This window comes from Lysinibacillus sp. NPDC096212, from assembly GCF_044763105.1.
GTDB lineage: Bacteria > Bacillota > Bacilli > Bacillales_A > Planococcaceae > Lysinibacillus.
In genome coordinates, this window is the sequence record NZ_JBIWFQ010000055.1 from 1 (window position 1) to 16,117 (window position 16,117).

At 36.4% G+C, this 16,117-nt stretch carries 14 protein-coding genes; all 14 read left to right on the top strand.

Annotation, left to right across the window (positions count from 1 at the left end; translation table 11 throughout):
• Positions 1-194: 194 nt before the first annotated feature.
• Positions 195-1,121, top strand: a complete 927-nt coding sequence (locus tag ACIQ7T_RS27530; protein ID WP_370076824.1) for an NAD-dependent epimerase/dehydratase family protein — start codon at positions 195-197, stop codon at positions 1,119-1,121.
• 377 nt (positions 1,122-1,498) lie between these two features.
• Positions 1,499-2,782, top strand: a complete 1,284-nt coding sequence (locus ACIQ7T_RS27535) for an AAA family ATPase (RefSeq protein ID WP_370076826.1) — start codon at positions 1,499-1,501, stop codon at positions 2,780-2,782.
• A gap of 136 nt (positions 2,783-2,918) precedes the next feature.
• Complete coding sequence (locus tag ACIQ7T_RS27540; RefSeq protein WP_370076828.1) at positions 2,919-3,494, top strand: RloB family protein; 576 nt, start codon at positions 2,919-2,921, stop codon at positions 3,492-3,494.
• Between the two features lie 695 nt (positions 3,495-4,189).
• On the top strand, positions 4,190-5,833 hold the full coding sequence (locus ACIQ7T_RS27545; RefSeq protein WP_402875238.1) for a glycerol-3-phosphate dehydrogenase/oxidase: 1,644 nt from the start codon (positions 4,190-4,192) through the stop codon (positions 5,831-5,833).
• A 56-nt stretch (positions 5,834-5,889) separates the two neighbouring features.
• The gene (locus tag ACIQ7T_RS27550) at positions 5,890-6,453 is read left to right on the top strand and encodes a glycerol-3-phosphate responsive antiterminator (protein ID WP_370076832.1); all 564 of its coding nucleotides are present in this window, start codon (positions 5,890-5,892) and stop codon (positions 6,451-6,453) included.
• A gap of 156 nt (positions 6,454-6,609) precedes the next feature.
• Positions 6,610-7,413 (top strand): MIP/aquaporin family protein, encoded by an 804-nt coding sequence (locus ACIQ7T_RS27555; protein WP_370076834.1) that lies wholly within the window; start codon positions 6,610-6,612, stop codon positions 7,411-7,413.
• Between the two features lie 130 nt (positions 7,414-7,543).
• Positions 7,544-9,040 carry a glycerol kinase GlpK gene (glpK, locus tag ACIQ7T_RS27560; protein ID WP_370076836.1) on the top strand — a complete coding sequence of 499 codons (1,497 nt, stop codon included), beginning with the start codon at positions 7,544-7,546 and terminating at the stop codon, positions 9,038-9,040.
• A 576-nt stretch (positions 9,041-9,616) separates the two neighbouring features.
• On the top strand, positions 9,617-9,883 hold the full coding sequence (locus ACIQ7T_RS27565; protein WP_370076838.1) for a hypothetical protein: 267 nt from the start codon (positions 9,617-9,619) through the stop codon (positions 9,881-9,883).
• 97 nt (positions 9,884-9,980) lie between these two features.
• A complete protein-coding gene (locus ACIQ7T_RS27570; protein ID WP_370076839.1) occupies positions 9,981-10,241 on the top strand; it encodes a hypothetical protein in 261 nt (86 codons plus the stop codon).
• Between the two features lie 128 nt (positions 10,242-10,369).
• Complete coding sequence (locus ACIQ7T_RS27575; protein WP_370076841.1) at positions 10,370-10,651, top strand: hypothetical protein; 282 nt, start codon at positions 10,370-10,372, stop codon at positions 10,649-10,651.
• Positions 10,652-11,205: 554 nt separating this feature from the next.
• The gene (locus ACIQ7T_RS27580; protein WP_402875244.1) at positions 11,206-11,421 is read left to right on the top strand and encodes a hypothetical protein; all 216 of its coding nucleotides are present in this window, start codon (positions 11,206-11,208) and stop codon (positions 11,419-11,421) included.
• A gap of 519 nt (positions 11,422-11,940) precedes the next feature.
• Complete coding sequence (locus tag ACIQ7T_RS27585; RefSeq protein WP_370076843.1) at positions 11,941-12,507, top strand: GNAT family N-acetyltransferase; 567 nt, start codon at positions 11,941-11,943, stop codon at positions 12,505-12,507.
• 239 nt (positions 12,508-12,746) lie between these two features.
• Positions 12,747-13,361: a cysteine peptidase family C39 domain-containing protein gene (locus tag ACIQ7T_RS27590; protein ID WP_370076845.1), complete on the top strand. Its 615-nt coding sequence runs from the start codon at positions 12,747-12,749 to the stop codon at positions 13,359-13,361.
• Positions 13,362-13,588: 227 nt separating this feature from the next.
• A complete protein-coding gene (locus tag ACIQ7T_RS27595) occupies positions 13,589-15,670 on the top strand; it encodes a catalase (protein WP_370076847.1) in 2,082 nt (693 codons plus the stop codon).
• Positions 15,671-16,117: the final 447 nt, after the last annotated feature.

Consider the following 16,117-nt stretch of genomic DNA (forward strand, 5'->3'; position numbering starts at 1 on the left):
TGAATGTTTGTGTGGTAACTACATTCTACACGAGGTCGTTATGGGCTTCCTTTATATTGACTTCTAGGTGTTGCACTTAATATTACAATCCGTCAGTTAAAAAGTTGTTAAAAAATACCACCTCACATAAGTTGCTTGCATAATTTTAGTAATTACTGCATATAAAACATCATATTGTTTTTGGGGGCGATGGGATGAATGTATTAGTGACAGGTGGTTATGGTTTTATTGGTAGTGCAGTGGCGAGGCGTTTTTTTAAAGAGGGTGCAAATGTTTATATTATTGATAATTTAAGTACAGGTCATTTACGCAATGTCGACTTTGAGCATAAATCTTATCTATTGAATGTGGAAGATGAAGTTTGTGAGCATCTCTTTAAAGAAACATCATTTGATGTGGTCATCCATTGTGCAGCGCAAACGAGTGTTCAAAAATCGATGCAGGAGCCAGTGAAGGATGTTTTAACGAATATTGTAGGGCTTAGTCAGATGCTCTTCTTATCGTCAAAATATAAGGTAAAGCATTTCGTTTTTGCCTCGTCAGCAGCTGTTTACGGAGATAGTCACTATCCACCATTAGAAGAAACAGATGTTAGTGAGCCGATTTCGATGTATGGATTAAACAAAAGTATAGGTGAGACATACTGTGAAAAATGGAAAAAAGATTATCGTTTACCAACATTAATTTATAGATTTGCTAATGTATTCGGTCCAAGGCAATGTATGCAGGGGGAAGCGGCGGTTATTCCTAGCATGCTAAAAAGTAGTATTGAAGGAAAGCCCTTTACGATTTATGGAGATGGAGAGCAAACACGAGATTTCATATATGTAGATGACATTGCAGATGCTATTTACGCTGGTGTACAGGCTAGATTACAGGGCATTTATAACGTATCAACGAATGAGGCATGGTCGATTCATCAAGTTATTTTATTATTACAGCATTTAAATCATCCTTTAGAAATTCAATATGCTCCTGCGAGAGAGGGAGATATTGAGCATTCATTTTTAAATAACGCTAAGTTGGCGAAGGCGATAGGATGGAGACCAAAAACTACTTTTGCGGAAGGCATAGAGCGTACATTGCAAGCATTTCAAAATGAAAAGATAGTGGGAATATAATTAAATTGTAAAAGTATGTCCGTGTTGTCAAAATGTAAGTTTATCATTTAGCGACACAGATGAGATCCTGGAGAAGCGTAACGAAGGGAAATCAACCCCAAGTTATAGTGATGAATTCATTATACCTTGAAGATTTATCGGAACAAAATCTCATTTTATTGGAACAATTTTAGCTTTTATCAATATGGGCAAAATATGTAGATGGCTATTTGACGATTTACCCTACTGTAAAGGGAAAATCGTCTTTTTATATTTTCGATTACGTATCATTCATCAGCAAATGCTCCGCATTATTGGTATTACGCGGAGTAATAGGTGTTTTTTTACGCCTATAGTATAATTAAAGGAATGTTGCGGAATTGAACGGAGGCTTACAAATGCTGGTAGATTTCAGAGTGAAAAATTGTTTAAGTTATAAGGATGAAACACTATTTTCAATGGTGGCGGGAAGCCGTATTCGAAAATTAAAGGATACACATACGATGAAATTCGACTCATTTCACCTTGTAAAAAGTGCCTTTATTTTCGGACCAAATGGAAGTGGAAAATCAAACTTATTCACTGCTATTAAAATTTTACGTTCTTTATTGTTTAACTTTGAAAATCTAAATAATGTTAAACAACTACGCTTGCCCTACCAGCCGTTTAAGTTAGGAGGTCAGCAGGAACAACCGACAGAATTTATGATTTCGTTATTACTAGATGGGGTACTGTACGATTATGAGGTACAGTATAATGCGTCACAGGTTCTTTATGAAAGTCTAACTAAAACGACAAAGTCTATGAAAGAGCAGCTTTTTAATAGACAATGGGATGGAACAGAATATTTGTATGAAACTGCCCACAGCACATCGCTAGAATTGACAAAATATACGCGTAATAATACAGCTTTCTTATCGGTATTAAATGTCTTTAATGATCCAGATGCTAGGAAAATATTTGATTGGTTTTTACATAAAATAATGTTTTTAGATGAAGCAAATCGGTTATCAAGTCATCCACTTATTCGTAAACTTGAAGAGGAGCACTTTAAGAAAGAAGTTATAAAGTTACTAAAGATTGCAGACTTTTCTATTCAAGATGTGACGGCAAGACGCGTTGAACGAAGAGAGAAAAATACTATTGGCTATGACTTTGACACTCCAGAGGTTATTCAAGAGGTGGATATCGATTTGCACTATTTATCGTTCGATGAAGCAGGCGCGCCAATCGGAACAGAAACGATCAATTGGACCATGGATTCAAAGGGGACAGTCCGTATGCTGCATTTAGCATGTGTCATGGTCGATGCATACAATAAAGGGAAGACGATCTTTATAGATGAATTTGACACAGCATTTCATGTGTCCATCTGCGAATTTTTAATGGCCATTATGAACAGCAAGCGTAATGTTACGAATCAATTTGTTGTCACAAGTCATGAAATTGATTTATTAGATCAGCCACTACGTTCCGATCAAATTTGGTTTGTGAATAAAAGCTTTAAAAATGAATCCGAGTTATACTCCTTATTTGATTTTGCAGATTTACAGAAGAAACGTGGGGATATTTCCTATGCCAAGCGTTACTTAAAAGGAGAATTTGGAGCTACACCGGTTATTAATGAATATTTATCAGATCAATATTTAACTTATTTCAGCGGGAATCCAAACACCCGCTGAAATAAAGGAACTTAGTCTAAGACGCCACGTCCTGTGATAATTTATCTGCAAAAACATCTGCCGGCCTAAGTACAAAGCCGATTCCGGAGGCAATTATGCTGAGGCAAAATTGATAGGAAATGGAGGTATCTGAACAGTGAGAGTGCGTCAACAAGGAAATCGAACACTGCGTAAAACCGTTTTAATTTATTGTGAAGGTGAAACCGAACGTATTTATTTTGAGCAAATGCGTATTTTAAAGCGCTCAAAAATGGTAAGTGTCAAAATAAAAAACGTCAAGCGTTCAGCAATTAAGCTAGCCCAGCATGCCTATCGAGATTCAAGCTATCAATATTTTGACGAGGTATGGATTGTTTTTGATAAGGATGATTTAACCGAAAAGCAATTAGAGGAAGTGAATGACTTTTGCGAGGAAAATAATATTCATATCGCCTATTCAAATGAAGCGTTCGAATTATGGCTACTGTTGCATTTTGAAGAAGTCGATATTTCCGAAAAGTATCCTCGAGCTGTATTAAATGACAAGATGGAGCAGCATCTTGGGGTAATACGTTATTTTCGTCATAAAGCGGATGAGTCAGTCATTGCACCTATCGCACTTCGACATGAGGTCGCTATTAAAAATTGCACAGATATGATGGCACTTCGCAAGTCGGAAAGTCGTGATAATCCTTATTGCAACATACATGAAATGATAAAATACATATTTTAACTTCTTTCGGCAAAAAAGTCGTTCTTAGAGGATGTTAGCCTAAAATCATCGCATCCATCCGATAACGGCTAACTGACCTGCATCGGTGCTGCTGTCGCTGCGTTAGCACTACGCTTTCGCGCAAAAAATATCTGCAGGCCTAAGTACAAAGCCGATTCCGGACGCATTTTTATCTGCGCGACAGCGGCAAGATGTTTTCTGTAGCGAAAGCGAAGCGTCAGCTACAAAGGCCGAGGCAGAATTGATTGCCAAACAGCAGGTTTTCCGTCACTTAATGGAGAACCTGCTGTTTTTATATCTCAAAAGATGGGGATAACAATTATTAAAAGTATGACATATATTAAGTTGATTGGAGTGGAACTTTTTCTATACGACGATTACAACTAAATTTATTTTATTCTCCACTCAAAAATGAAGATAAATAAATTTTTTGTATTTGGGAATAATATCTGAAGCCATGACAATTGAACAGTACATATGACACGCCCTTAAACCTATAAATGATTGAAAAGTGTATGTTGTATTCGTAATTTTTCCAGACGGTCTACCTTGCCTTTTCTTTCTAAACAGATTACAATGAAATTAAGTTAATATACTAGGTTTGAGCGATTGAGAGACCATTAAAAACATATGTACAGTTGTACATGTGCTTTTAATGGTCTCTTTTTTCGCTTTAAATAAGGAGGAAATTCATTATGAGCACAGCTTCAGCAATACAACGTCAACAAACGATTGAAGAATTACAAAGTAAAGAATACGATTTATTGGTGATTGGTGGTGGGATTACAGGTTGTGGTATCGCACTTGATGCAATTGCTCGTGGACTATCTGTAGCGTTAGTTGAAATGCAAGACTTCGCCGCTGGTACTTCAAGTCGTTCGACAAAATTAGTGCACGGTGGACTTCGCTATTTAAAACAATTTGAAATAAAAGAGGTTGCAGATTTAGGAAAAGAGCGTGCGATCGTTTATGAAAATGGACCGCATGTAACAACTCCTGTTTGGATGCTACTGCCATTTCATAAAGGAGGCACATTTGGTAAATTCTCAACGAATATAGGCTTACGTGTCTATGATTTTTTAGCAGGGGTTAAACGTTCTGAACGTCGATATATGTTAAATGCTACAAAAACAATGGAAAAAGAACCTTTGGTCAAAGGTGAGGACTTACGCGGCGGTGGTGTATATGTAGAATATCGTACAGATGATGCACGTCTGACAGTCGAAGTTGCCAAAGCTGCCATCGAAAAAGGCGCTACACTCATTAATTATACAAAGGCAGAAAACTTTTTATACAATGACCAAAAGAAAATTAATGGTATTGTAGCACAAGATTTGATTGCCCATAATACGTTTAATATTCGTGCAAAAAAAGTTGTGAATGCTGCAGGCCCATGGGTAGATGAGGTTCGTAATATTGAAGGGGAACAAAATGGCAAGCACTTAATTTTATCAAAAGGTGTGCACATCGTTTTTGATGAATCTAAATTCCCATTACGTCAAGCAGTCTATTTTGATACCCCTGATGGCCGTATGGTGTTTGCGATTCCTCGAAATGGGAAAACATATGTTGGAACGACAGATACATTTTACGAAGGCGATGCCAAGGAAATGAATATCCAACAAGAAGATCGTGATTATATAATGAAGGCAATTCATTACATGTTTCCAAAAGTTAACGTCACTGATGCAGATATCGAATCAAGCTGGGCAGGCGTTCGTCCATTAATTCATGAGGAAGGTAAAAATCCATCTGAAATTTCTCGTAAGGATGAAGTGTGGGAATCTGCTTCGGGACTTGTGACAATCGCTGGCGGTAAATTAACAGGTTATCGTAAAATGGCTGAAACGGTTTTAAATATGATTGCGCTAGATTTAGAACAACGATTTGGCATTGCATCAAAACCATGTTATACAAAGAATATTCATATTTCTGGTGGAGATGTTGGGGGCTCCCAAAACTTACAAGCCTTCGTGTCAAAACGAACAAAAATGGGTGTTGATATCGGATTATCAGAAGAGGAAGCAAAACATTTAGCACATCATTATGGTTCTAATGTGGATACTGTTTTTGAATATGCTAAAGAAGAACATCCTGTTTTACCACAAGGGCTATATGCTCAGCTACAGTACGGTATTCATCATGAAATGGTTGTTCATCCAAACGACTTTATGATTCGTCGTACAGCGTATATGTTCTTTAATATCGCCCTTGTAATACAATATAAAGAAGCGATATTAGATGAAATGGCAAAACAATTACAATGGTCTACTGAACAACGTACGCAATATGAAAAAGATTTAAATTTAGAAATAACAAGAGCTACAACTGCATTATAATAAAAAGGAAGGTCGTCTTAATGGCGGCCTGACTTTTTGAATAAAGGGGAAATCAAATGAATTTCAATGATCAACAAATTATTCCCGCAGCACGAACAGTAAAGCAATTTGATGAAATATTAAATAGTCGATTCGAATACATTGTTCTATTAGAAGTGCATATTAGTTTGCTCATGTCCATAAAACGAGAAGCAGATCGTAACGGTAAAAAATTAATTATTCATGCAGATTTAATTCATGGCTTAAAAACGGATAACTTTGCAGCAGATTTTTTATGTAATGATATCCGTCCAGCAGGTATAATTTCCACTCGATCTAATATGTTAATAAAAGCAAAATCTCGTGGGATTATTGCCATTCAGCGCGTCTTTTTAATTGATACGATTGCACTTGAAAAAAGCTTTTCAATGATTGAGTCAGCAAAGCCTGATTATATTGAATTATTACCAGGCATCATTCCTTCAATGATTTCAGAAGTACACCAGCGAACAAAAATTCCAGTTATTACAGGTGGACTAGTTCGCACTGTTGAAAGCATAGAGGAAGCGTTATCGGCTGGAGCAATAGCGATTACAACATCAAATAAGAATTTGTGGGAAAATTTCCAAAAATATCGTTGACTATGTATATTATTTTCTCTACAATGTACATAAGTTAAAAAGCGCGTGGTTAGGAAAAGGAACCCACATTTATTCATCTGCATTACAACATGCAGTTTGTTTAAGTGTGGGTTTATTTTTTTACTAAGTGCAATATTACAAAGGGGGGCTTTTTGTATGTCAACATTTACAGCTGAACTTGTCGGCACGATGATTCTTATTTTATTCGGTGGTGGCGTTGTTGCAGGTGTATCACTGCACAAATCGAAAGGTTTTGGCGGTGGATGGGTAGTGATTACATTCGCTTGGGGTCTAGGTGTGGCGATGGCTGCATATGCTGTTGGTGGTATTAGTGGGGCTCATTTAAATCCTGCTTTAACGATCGCGCTTGCTACAATCGGTAATTTCCCGTGGGAAGACGTACCTACTTACATTGCTGCACAATTGATTGGTGCATTTTTAGGTGGGGTACTCGTTTATTTTATGTATTTACCACATTGGAAAGGTACGAAAGATCCGGAAGCGAAACTGGCTGTATTTTCTACGATGCCTGCTATTAAACATCCATTATCAAATTTAATCTCAGAAATGATTGGTACATTTATACTTGTTTTAGGTATTCTAGCATTAGGAACAAATACAATTACGGATGGTTTAAATCCATTTCTAGTTGGTATGCTAATTGTAGTCATTGGGATGGCATTAGGGGGTCCTACTGGTTATGCAATTAACCCTGCACGTGACCTAGGTCCACGTATTGCTCACTTCTTCTTACCAATCCCAGGTAAACGTGACTCAGGGTGGTCATATGCATGGATTCCAGTTGTAGGTCCAATTATTGGTGGTACATTTGGTGCCCTATTTTTCCAACAAATTTTTGAAGGGGAAAATAGTATCGCATTTTGGGTATTTGCTATTATCGTAGTTATTATTTTTATCAGTGCTCAAATGACAGTGAACAATGTTAAAAGTGAAGAGTAAATCAATTATGCCTCGGCATAATTGTAGCTGTCGCATCGCTTTCACACAGAAACAATGAGTCTGGAATCGGCTTTGTGCTTGCACAAAGAAGACGCTGAAAGAAATTAAAAAATTATTGGAGGTATGACCGATGTCAGAAAAAAAATATATTTTAGCTTTGGACCAAGGTACAACAAGCTCACGTGCTATTTTGTTTGATGAAAAAGGGAGCATTCTCCACGTTGCACAACAAGAATTCCCGCAATATTTCCCACAATCAGGATGGGTTGAACATCATGCAGAAGAAATTTGGTCTTCTATTCTTTCTTGTATCGCTACAGTGCTTTCTGCAAAAAATATTGAATCACATCAAATTGCTGGGATCGGTATTACAAACCAACGCGAAACTACTGTTGTTTGGGATAAACATTCGGGGAAACCAATTTATAATGCGATTGTCTGGCAATCACGTCAAACGAACGCTATTTGTGAGGAATTGAAAGAAAACGGTTACAATAATTTATTCCGTGATAAAACAGGTTTATTAATCGATGCATACTTCTCAGGTACAAAAGTAAAATGGATTTTAGACAATGTTGAAGGTGCTCGTGAAAAAGCAGAAGCAGGCGATTTATTATTCGGTACGATTGATACGTGGTTAATATGGAAGTTAACAGGTGGTAAAGTCCATGTAACAGATTATTCAAATGCTTCTCGTACGTTAATGTACAATATTTATGATTTAAAATGGGATGAAGAAATATTAGACATTTTAGGCGTTCCAGCTTCTATGCTTCCTGAGGTTCGTCCTTCTTCAGAAGTGTATGGATATACGGAGGAAGCGCTGTTCTTTGGTTCTGCTGTTCCAATTGCAGGGGCTGCGGGTGATCAACAAGCTGCTCTATTCGGTCAGGCTTGCTTTGAAGAAGGTATGGTTAAAAACACTTACGGTACGGGCTGCTTTATGTTGATGAATACTGGTGAAAAGGCAGTAAAATCAGAGAATGGTTTATTAACTACGCTTGCATGGGGTTTAAATGGTAAGGTTACTTACGCTTTAGAAGGAAGTATTTTCGTAGCTGGTTCTGCTATTCAATGGTTACGCGACGGCTTACGAATGTTCCGTTCTGCTTCAGAATCTGAGCAATATGCTGCGCGTGTAGAGTCGGCTGACGGCGTTTATGTAGTTCCTGCATTCGTTGGTCTAGGTACACCTTATTGGGATTCAGATGTACGAGGTGCAGTCTTCGGTTTAACGCGCGGTACTTCTAAAGAACATTTTGTACGTGCAACATTAGAATCGTTAGCGTATCAAACAAAAGACGTACTTGGTGCAATGGAAGCGGATGCCAATATTCCACTAACGAAATTACGTGTAGATGGTGGTGCAGTTGCAAACAATTTCTTAATGCAATTCCAATCAGATTTATTAAACGTTCCTGTTGATCGTCCGGTCATTAACGAAACAACAGCTTTAGGTGCTGCGTATTTAGCGGGCTTAGCAGTTGGCTTCTGGAAATCACCAGATGAAATTAGTGAGTATTGGAATTTAGATCGCCAATTCACACCTAATATGGATGACTCACATCGTGAAGAAATCTATGCAGGCTGGAAAAAAGCTGTAGCAGCTGCTCAAGCATTTAAATAATAGTAGTAACTAGTGAAGATAGCTAAATAGTGATGAAAAAAACCTTGATAGGCAAATTTGAAGCGGATCCGGTTGTTAGACAAAAATCTAACTGGGGTCACTTCAGTTGCCAATCAAGGTTTTGTTTTAGATAAACGATTTAGAGTTGCATTATGAAATGAATTTGGTTAGAGCCAGTTGTTCGCGATTTAACGATTACGGTAATTTTTTAGACTTATTATACCCAATGTCAGAAATGAAATCTCAGAAATATCCCACTTCCAAAAGGTCCAATTTGAGATTTGAAAAAAGTCTGATACATTGCATAGATACATATAAGCAATATCGATGATCCTGACATAATTAAAAACCAAGGTTTCTTCATATCTCACCACTCAAACTTCGTTTTGGATAAATTAAATCTTTAAATTAGGCCGTTTTCTAAAAGAGTGTTGCTATTCAACTAACGGTGCAGTTTAGTTCAATAAGCAGTAATGGATTCTGTATATTTTAAATGGTAAAATTAATTAAAATTGGAACTGATGTTCATTTCGTTCGTCCTTATAGTAATTGTAGAAATTAAGGAGGCGGTAAACAATGCTCAGAAAAAAAGGGATATTATCAACATTATTTTCAGTAGTAGGACTTATTTGTGTAGCGTGTTTTTATTACTTTCAACTTAATACTGCTTGGCTATTCTTCGTTGGGGCTATTATGTTCGTCATAGGAATAATATTTAGTGTTCAGAGCTTTAAAAAAAGAGAAAAAGGATTTTGGAAGTATTCCCCTATGATTGTTTTTGGGATTTATGTCATTGGCGTTTCATTGTCAATCGTACTACTTGTGTTTATGGGCGAAACTTGAACTACTCACACTTATAGAAGTGGGAGTTTTCTGTCGGAAAATGATAAAAGGTTATATTATTTTTTTAATTTTCCTCTTAAACTAATGGGGTGCTTTAGTGAAAAGTATAGAAAAGATTAGAAAGTTTTCTATTTTTGAGAGAAAGGCAAGCAACGGGATTACCATGGTAATCCCCGAAAACGCTGTTTTTGGCTTGGTAGGAGATTCCTACGACCTTTACAAATATTTAGCTTTTATTTTCCAAAATAAGCAGCTATATTTGTTGTCGCTTCGCTCGAGTTTTAAATTAAAAAACAGGAAAGAATTGTTACCAAACGGCGCTTTGGGAACTAATGTTATACTTAAAAGTGTTTCGTGATATTAAAGTTGTTTAATTCATAAAGTCATTTGAAATTACAATGTATTAAGTTGTTCCGCAAACGGGTCATTTAACGGAGTAAGGATTATTTTACTCATGATCGAGATTGGAGAGGGCAGGTGGTTTAATTGTTTAAGGCAGCAGTATACTTGGTACACGGATTGATATTCATATTAGTAACTCTTATTGGTTTAGGCCCAGCATTTAGCGTTGCTGCACCAGACCCAGATCAAACTTATGGGGTTTGGGTTTCAATGATTGTGATTTTTAATATTCTTGTGTTGGTATCTGCTTTTGTACAGTTAAGGATAAAAAAAGTTTGGGTGTTTTTAATATCCACAATAGGCTTGATTGTTCTTTTTATTCTGACTTTACAATACATATACCCTAACGTTTTGGATTTGTTTTAGAATGAATAAGGTAACAAATGTTTAATTAACGGGCCGCGATTGTTGAATATGTTTAACTTTTCTTTTTCAACTAATGGAGGATTTAGTGCAACCAGGATTTATAACGTATACATAACTAAACCTAATAACGTTTCCAAATGGAAGTTTGGGCACACATTAAAAAGTCATGAATGTTGTTAAATCAACGTTTTGGGCTTTTTGTATGAACATTAATTATGCAGCATTTTATGGAAAGGTATATAAACATAGCTACAATAAGACTTTTCAAAAATTTGCAGAAAATTCTACAGATATGCTATATGAATAAAAACGTGCATATATAGACAATATATAACGCTGTAAATCATTATTTTTTAATCGGTACTTCAATTTAAACTAACAAGAACTTTAGTTGAAGAAGCGTCGCTGTTATTATTGAACTAACGGAGAAGGTTAGTTCAATAATGGGAGTTTTGTTTTTTTTTTTTTTTTTTTAAAATGGAAATTCTATTACTTTTAAGCGTAATAAGGTAAAGGAATAGATTAGTTCAATTAAAATTTAGGAGGGGATGAAAATGAGTATCTTTAAAAAAAAGGATTTAAAAGGCATTTTATGGCTTTTCGTTATCGCTTTATTTGGAGTGTCTTTTATAACGCATACCTATAGTTATTTCAATACTAAAGAAATAAATTTACTCATCACTGGCTGTTATGAAAATGGTGGAGAAGTCATATTAGAAATTCGTAATAATCTCACAAGTAATTATTCTTTTGAGTGTAAGCCGAAATAGATTTAATTGTAAATATTCATAGTAACGGAGGAACTTAATTTAATTGAGTTCCTCCATTTCTTATTAAACTAACGGGTGCAAGAGTTAAACAAGATGTTGCTGCGGTAGCATCTTTTTTCTTATTGAGCTAACGGGGCAGGGTAGTTGAATAAGAAATCTGTTGACAATAATTACAATTTTAGATAAAGTATTGAAAAATTCTAAATATATCAAGCGTTGATGAGAAGTAATTAAGAGTTGATTATTTACAGAGAGCTCCTATTTTCTGAAAAGGAGTAATAGTGATAAATCTTAATAAAAAAGACTCTGAGTATCTTACCAATCTAATGAAAAATCAGGGATTGTGAGACGGGTTCAAAGATAGGATATGAACGTACCTGAAGAGGTTGATATGTTGACATATCAACAAACTGAGGTGGTACCACGAAGTTATAACTCTCGTCCTCAAGACGAATGTCTTGGGAGGGATAGTTTTTATATAATTTTTTAGTAATCAAAAATTTAAAAGGGGAAAATGAAATGCATAATCCTTTACTATTAGATATCCCAACACAATTAACAACGGAAAGATTAATTCTTCGTGCTCCAAATCATTCTGGAGATGGAAATATTGTTAACCAAGCAATTAGAGATTCCTTCACTGAATTAAAAGCGTGGATGCCCTTTGCTCAAGAAATTCCTAGTATTGAAGAAACAGAGATTAACCTAAGAAATGCTCATATCAACTTTTTAAAAAGAGAAAGCTTTCGTTTTCTTATCTTTCATAAAAATACTGATGAATTTATTGGAGCAGCGAGCTTTCAGGGGATTGATTGGAATATTCCCAAATGTGAAATTGGATACTGGATTAATTCAACTTTTAGTGGCAATGGGTATATGACAGAAGCTATAAATGAGTTAATTAATTTCGGATTAAATCAAATCATATTTAGAAGAATTGAAATTAGGTGTGAATCAACAAATTATAAGAGTCGTTCCATCCCTGAAAAACTCGGATTTAAGTTAGAAGGAATACTAAGGAATGAGGATTTGTCAGCAGATGGATGTCGATTAACAGACACTTGCATTTATTCAATAATAAAATAACTTTGTGAATAAGTTCACTTAAACTATCGGGGGCATTACTTTAATTAGGAGTAGCCTTTTTCTTATTGTACTAACGGGGTAGGATAGTCGAAGAAGGAATTATCAATTCTTAGGAGAACTAATATATTTATTGGGAAAATTAGTAAGATTGTTTTTCGATTGTGCTAACGGAGCAAGTTAGTGAAAGAAGGACTTAGAATATTGTTGCGATATGGTCGCAAAGCAATGGGGGGAGTAGTATGTTTATAGTTAGAACAGCTATTTTATGGATTATTATATCAACTATCATTAATGCATATTTAATGACATTACCCATACCTGTTTTACGAAAAAGAGATTATCCGACTAACTTTCTAATTAAACGAAATAATAGGATAGATATACAAAACAAAAGGGAATGTGCAGCATTTTCAACATCATATGTGTTGCGTCATTTTGGAATGGAGGCCGATGGTGAAGAGTTATATACTAATTTCCCTAGTAAAATGAGATCAGGCAATGTATATCCAAAGGGAATCCGTACGGTGTTAAGAAAAAAGGGATTTAAAACAAGCTATTATAAAGGAAATGTAAATACATTAAAGTCCGAAGTTAGTAAAGGAACTCCCGTAATTGTTTTTATTAAAGTACATAAGAATCGTAATAATTTGCATTTTGTCCCTGTCGTAGGGTATGACAAAGAGCATGTCTACCTTTCAGAATCATTAAGGCAACTGGTGAATTGTAATGATGATAACAATGGCTATAATCGAAAAGTTCCTATTGATGAATTTAAGAAATTGTGGAATGTAAAAAATATTAATATGCTTCTTTATAGCAATACTTACATAACCGTAGACGCCATACAGAGCTAATATAGAGAATAAGAAAAGACTTATTATTATAAAGTGAAATGATTTCATATTTTTCTCTCCTCTTTTAATTAAAATGCTATATTACCTTCACTACATTTACAAATTAACTTCAAATCACTTTTTGTCGTAAATTAAGAAAAAATTGATAAAGTTCTTCTATAGCAACGCCTTGAAGCATGTTTATTCCAGACAAACATATAGTGTTATTGAGAATGATGAGTATTGGAATGAAAGGGGATTGCGTGGATAAATCTAAGTCGAATCAGCGCAAAGATTTGGAGGAGAATGCAAAGGATCAGCAGTTAGAGCAGTTTCGTGTCGATAATGAAGGGCAAAAGATGACGACGAATCAGGGGCTAAAAGTTTCGAATGATGAGAATTCGTTGAAGGCTGGAGTTCGTGGGCCAACTATTATGGAGGATTTTCACTTTCGAGAGAAAATAACGCATTTTGATCATGAACGTATTCCTGAGCGTGTTGTACATGCTCGGGGCTTTGCAGCACATGGAGAGTTTGAATTGTATGAATCGATGGGGGAATATACGAAAGCAAGCTTTTTACAGGACCCTAATAAGAAAACACCTGTATTTGTCAGATTTTCAACTGTAGTTGGAAGCTTAGGTTCGATGGATACTGCACGTGATGTTCGTGGTTTTGCGACGAAATTTTACACGGATGAGGGCAATTATGATTTAGTTGGTAATAATATACCGGTCTTTTTTATTCAGGATGCCATTAAGTTTCCTGATTTAATTCATGCGGTAAAGCCTGAACCTCACAATGAAATGCCACAAGCAGCCTCAGCTCACGATACATTTTGGGATTTTGTGGCAAATAATCAGGAAATTGCGCATATGATTATGTGGCATATGTCTGATCGAGCAATACCTAGAAGTTTTCGCATGATGGAAGGGTTTGGTGTTCATGCTTTTCGTTTCGTCAATGATAAAGGAAAATCGAGGTTTGTAAAATTTCATTGGAAGCCTGTGTTAGGTGTTCATTCACTCATTTGGGATGAAGCGCAAATCATTGCTGGAAAGGATCCAGATTTTCAGCGACGTGATTTATGGGAATCAATTGAGATAGGTAATTATCCAGAATATGAGCTCGGTGTACAAATGCTTGAGCCAGAGGACGAATTTAAATTTGATTTTGATATTTTGGATGCAACAAAGCTATGGCCTGAGGAGATAGTGCCAGTTAAAAAGATTGGGAAAATGACCTTGAATCGTAATGTGGATAATGTTTTTGCTGAAACAGAGCAAGTCGCCTTCCACCCTGGAAATGTTGTACCAGGGATAGATTTCACAAATGATCCACTTTTGCAGGGGCGGCTATTTTCTTATTTAGATACACAGTTAATACGTCTAGGGGGACCAAACTTTTCTGAAATACCGATTAACCGATCCATTTGTCCATTTCATAACAATCAGCGCAATGGCTTTAGTCGTCAAACTATTAATATAGGAAAAGTGAGCTATCATAAAAATTCCTTGGCCAATAATACACCATCAACTTCAACGGCAAGGGAAGGTGGCTTTGTCCATTATGAAGAAAAGGTAGAAGGACGAATCACACGAGCACGTAGTAAATCGTTTGATGATCATTTCTCACAGGCAAGGTTGTTTTGGAATAGTATGTCACCTCCTGAAAAACAGCATATCATTGATGCCTTTAGTTTTGAGGTAGGAAAGGTGAAAAGTAAGTCCGTTCGCCAACAGGTTGTCGATATGTTCGTCCGTGTTGATAAAGCAATGGCAACAACTGTGGCCGATAATGTTGGTGTTAATCGTCCAAAAGGAGAGCAAATAAATGTCACGTTATCATCACCTGCACTTAGTCAAGCAAATACTATAAAAATGCCCCAAACACTTAAAGTAGGCGTGCTAATAGGTGATGGATTTGATGCAAATGAAGTTGGAGAAATACTAAAATATTTAACAAGACAGGGAGTTCGATACAGTATTATTTCTGACAGATTAGGGGTTGTTACTAGTAGTGACGGTGTACAGCTAACAGCAAGTGACACATTTATTACTACGGATGCGGTACTATTTGACTCGTTATATGTTGTAGGCGTAAGAGCAAAAAATCAGGCAAAGTTTAATTCACATATTGTAAATTATATCAATGAAGCGTATAGACATTACAAACCGATTGGAATAGCTACATCAGGAACGACATTTTTTAATATGTCTAATGCCAATGTAGGGCCAGGAATGGTGCTAGCAACTGGCGACAAAGATTTCGCTAAAAAATTTGTGAAAGCAATAGCTCAACAACGCTTTTGGGAACGGAATATTTATTAACTAACGTTGTTTTGCAGTATATACCCGCGGAAGCAGGAGAATACCCGGGGGCAGAGCAAATACCCGTGAAGCAGGAGAATCCTCGCGGGAGCCGAGAGAATCCCCGCGTGCCGAGAGAATACTCGCGGGAGCGGAGAGAATACTCGCGGAAGCAGAGAGAATACTCGCGGGAGCTGAGAGAATACTCGCGGAAGCAGAGAGAATACTCGCGGAAGCAGAGAGAATACTCGCGGAAGCAGAGCGAATACTCGCGGAAGCGGAGCGAATACTCGCGGAAGCGGAGCGAATACTCGCAGAAGCAGAGCGAATACTCGCGGAAGCGGAGTGAATCCCCGGGAGAGTACTCGCGAAAGAGTCAAGTCCTTAATATTGTGTAAAATTTTATACAAAGTTTTCAACTCTGATCCTTATCTAAACATCAGATTGGTGAAATAAATTGGGCTAACT

Bases quoted from the DNA above. Each gene is read 5' to 3' on its own strand.
- ACIQ7T_RS27565 (WP_370076838.1), top strand. From the start codon at position 9,617: ATGCTCAGAAAAAAAGGGATATTATCAACATTATTTTCAGTAGTAGGA.
- ACIQ7T_RS27590 (WP_370076845.1), top strand. From the start codon at position 12,747: ATGTTTATAGTTAGAACAGCTATTTTATGGATTATTATATCAACTATC.
- ACIQ7T_RS27535 (WP_370076826.1), top strand. From the start codon at position 1,499: ATGCTGGTAGATTTCAGAGTGAAAAATTGTTTAAGTTATAAGGATGAA.
- ACIQ7T_RS27595 (WP_370076847.1), top strand. From the start codon at position 13,589: ATGAAAGGGGATTGCGTGGATAAATCTAAGTCGAATCAGCGCAAAGAT.
- ACIQ7T_RS27585 (WP_370076843.1), top strand. From the start codon at position 11,941: ATGCATAATCCTTTACTATTAGATATCCCAACACAATTAACAACGGAA.
- ACIQ7T_RS27530 (WP_370076824.1), top strand. From the start codon at position 195: ATGAATGTATTAGTGACAGGTGGTTATGGTTTTATTGGTAGTGCAGTG.
- ACIQ7T_RS27545 (WP_402875238.1), top strand. From the start codon at position 4,190: ATGAGCACAGCTTCAGCAATACAACGTCAACAAACGATTGAAGAATTA.
- ACIQ7T_RS27555 (WP_370076834.1), top strand. From the start codon at position 6,610: ATGTCAACATTTACAGCTGAACTTGTCGGCACGATGATTCTTATTTTA.
- ACIQ7T_RS27550 (WP_370076832.1), top strand. From the start codon at position 5,890: ATGAATTTCAATGATCAACAAATTATTCCCGCAGCACGAACAGTAAAG.
- ACIQ7T_RS27580 (WP_402875244.1), top strand. From the start codon at position 11,206: ATGAGTATCTTTAAAAAAAAGGATTTAAAAGGCATTTTATGGCTTTTC.
- glpK (WP_370076836.1), top strand. From the start codon at position 7,544: ATGTCAGAAAAAAAATATATTTTAGCTTTGGACCAAGGTACAACAAGC.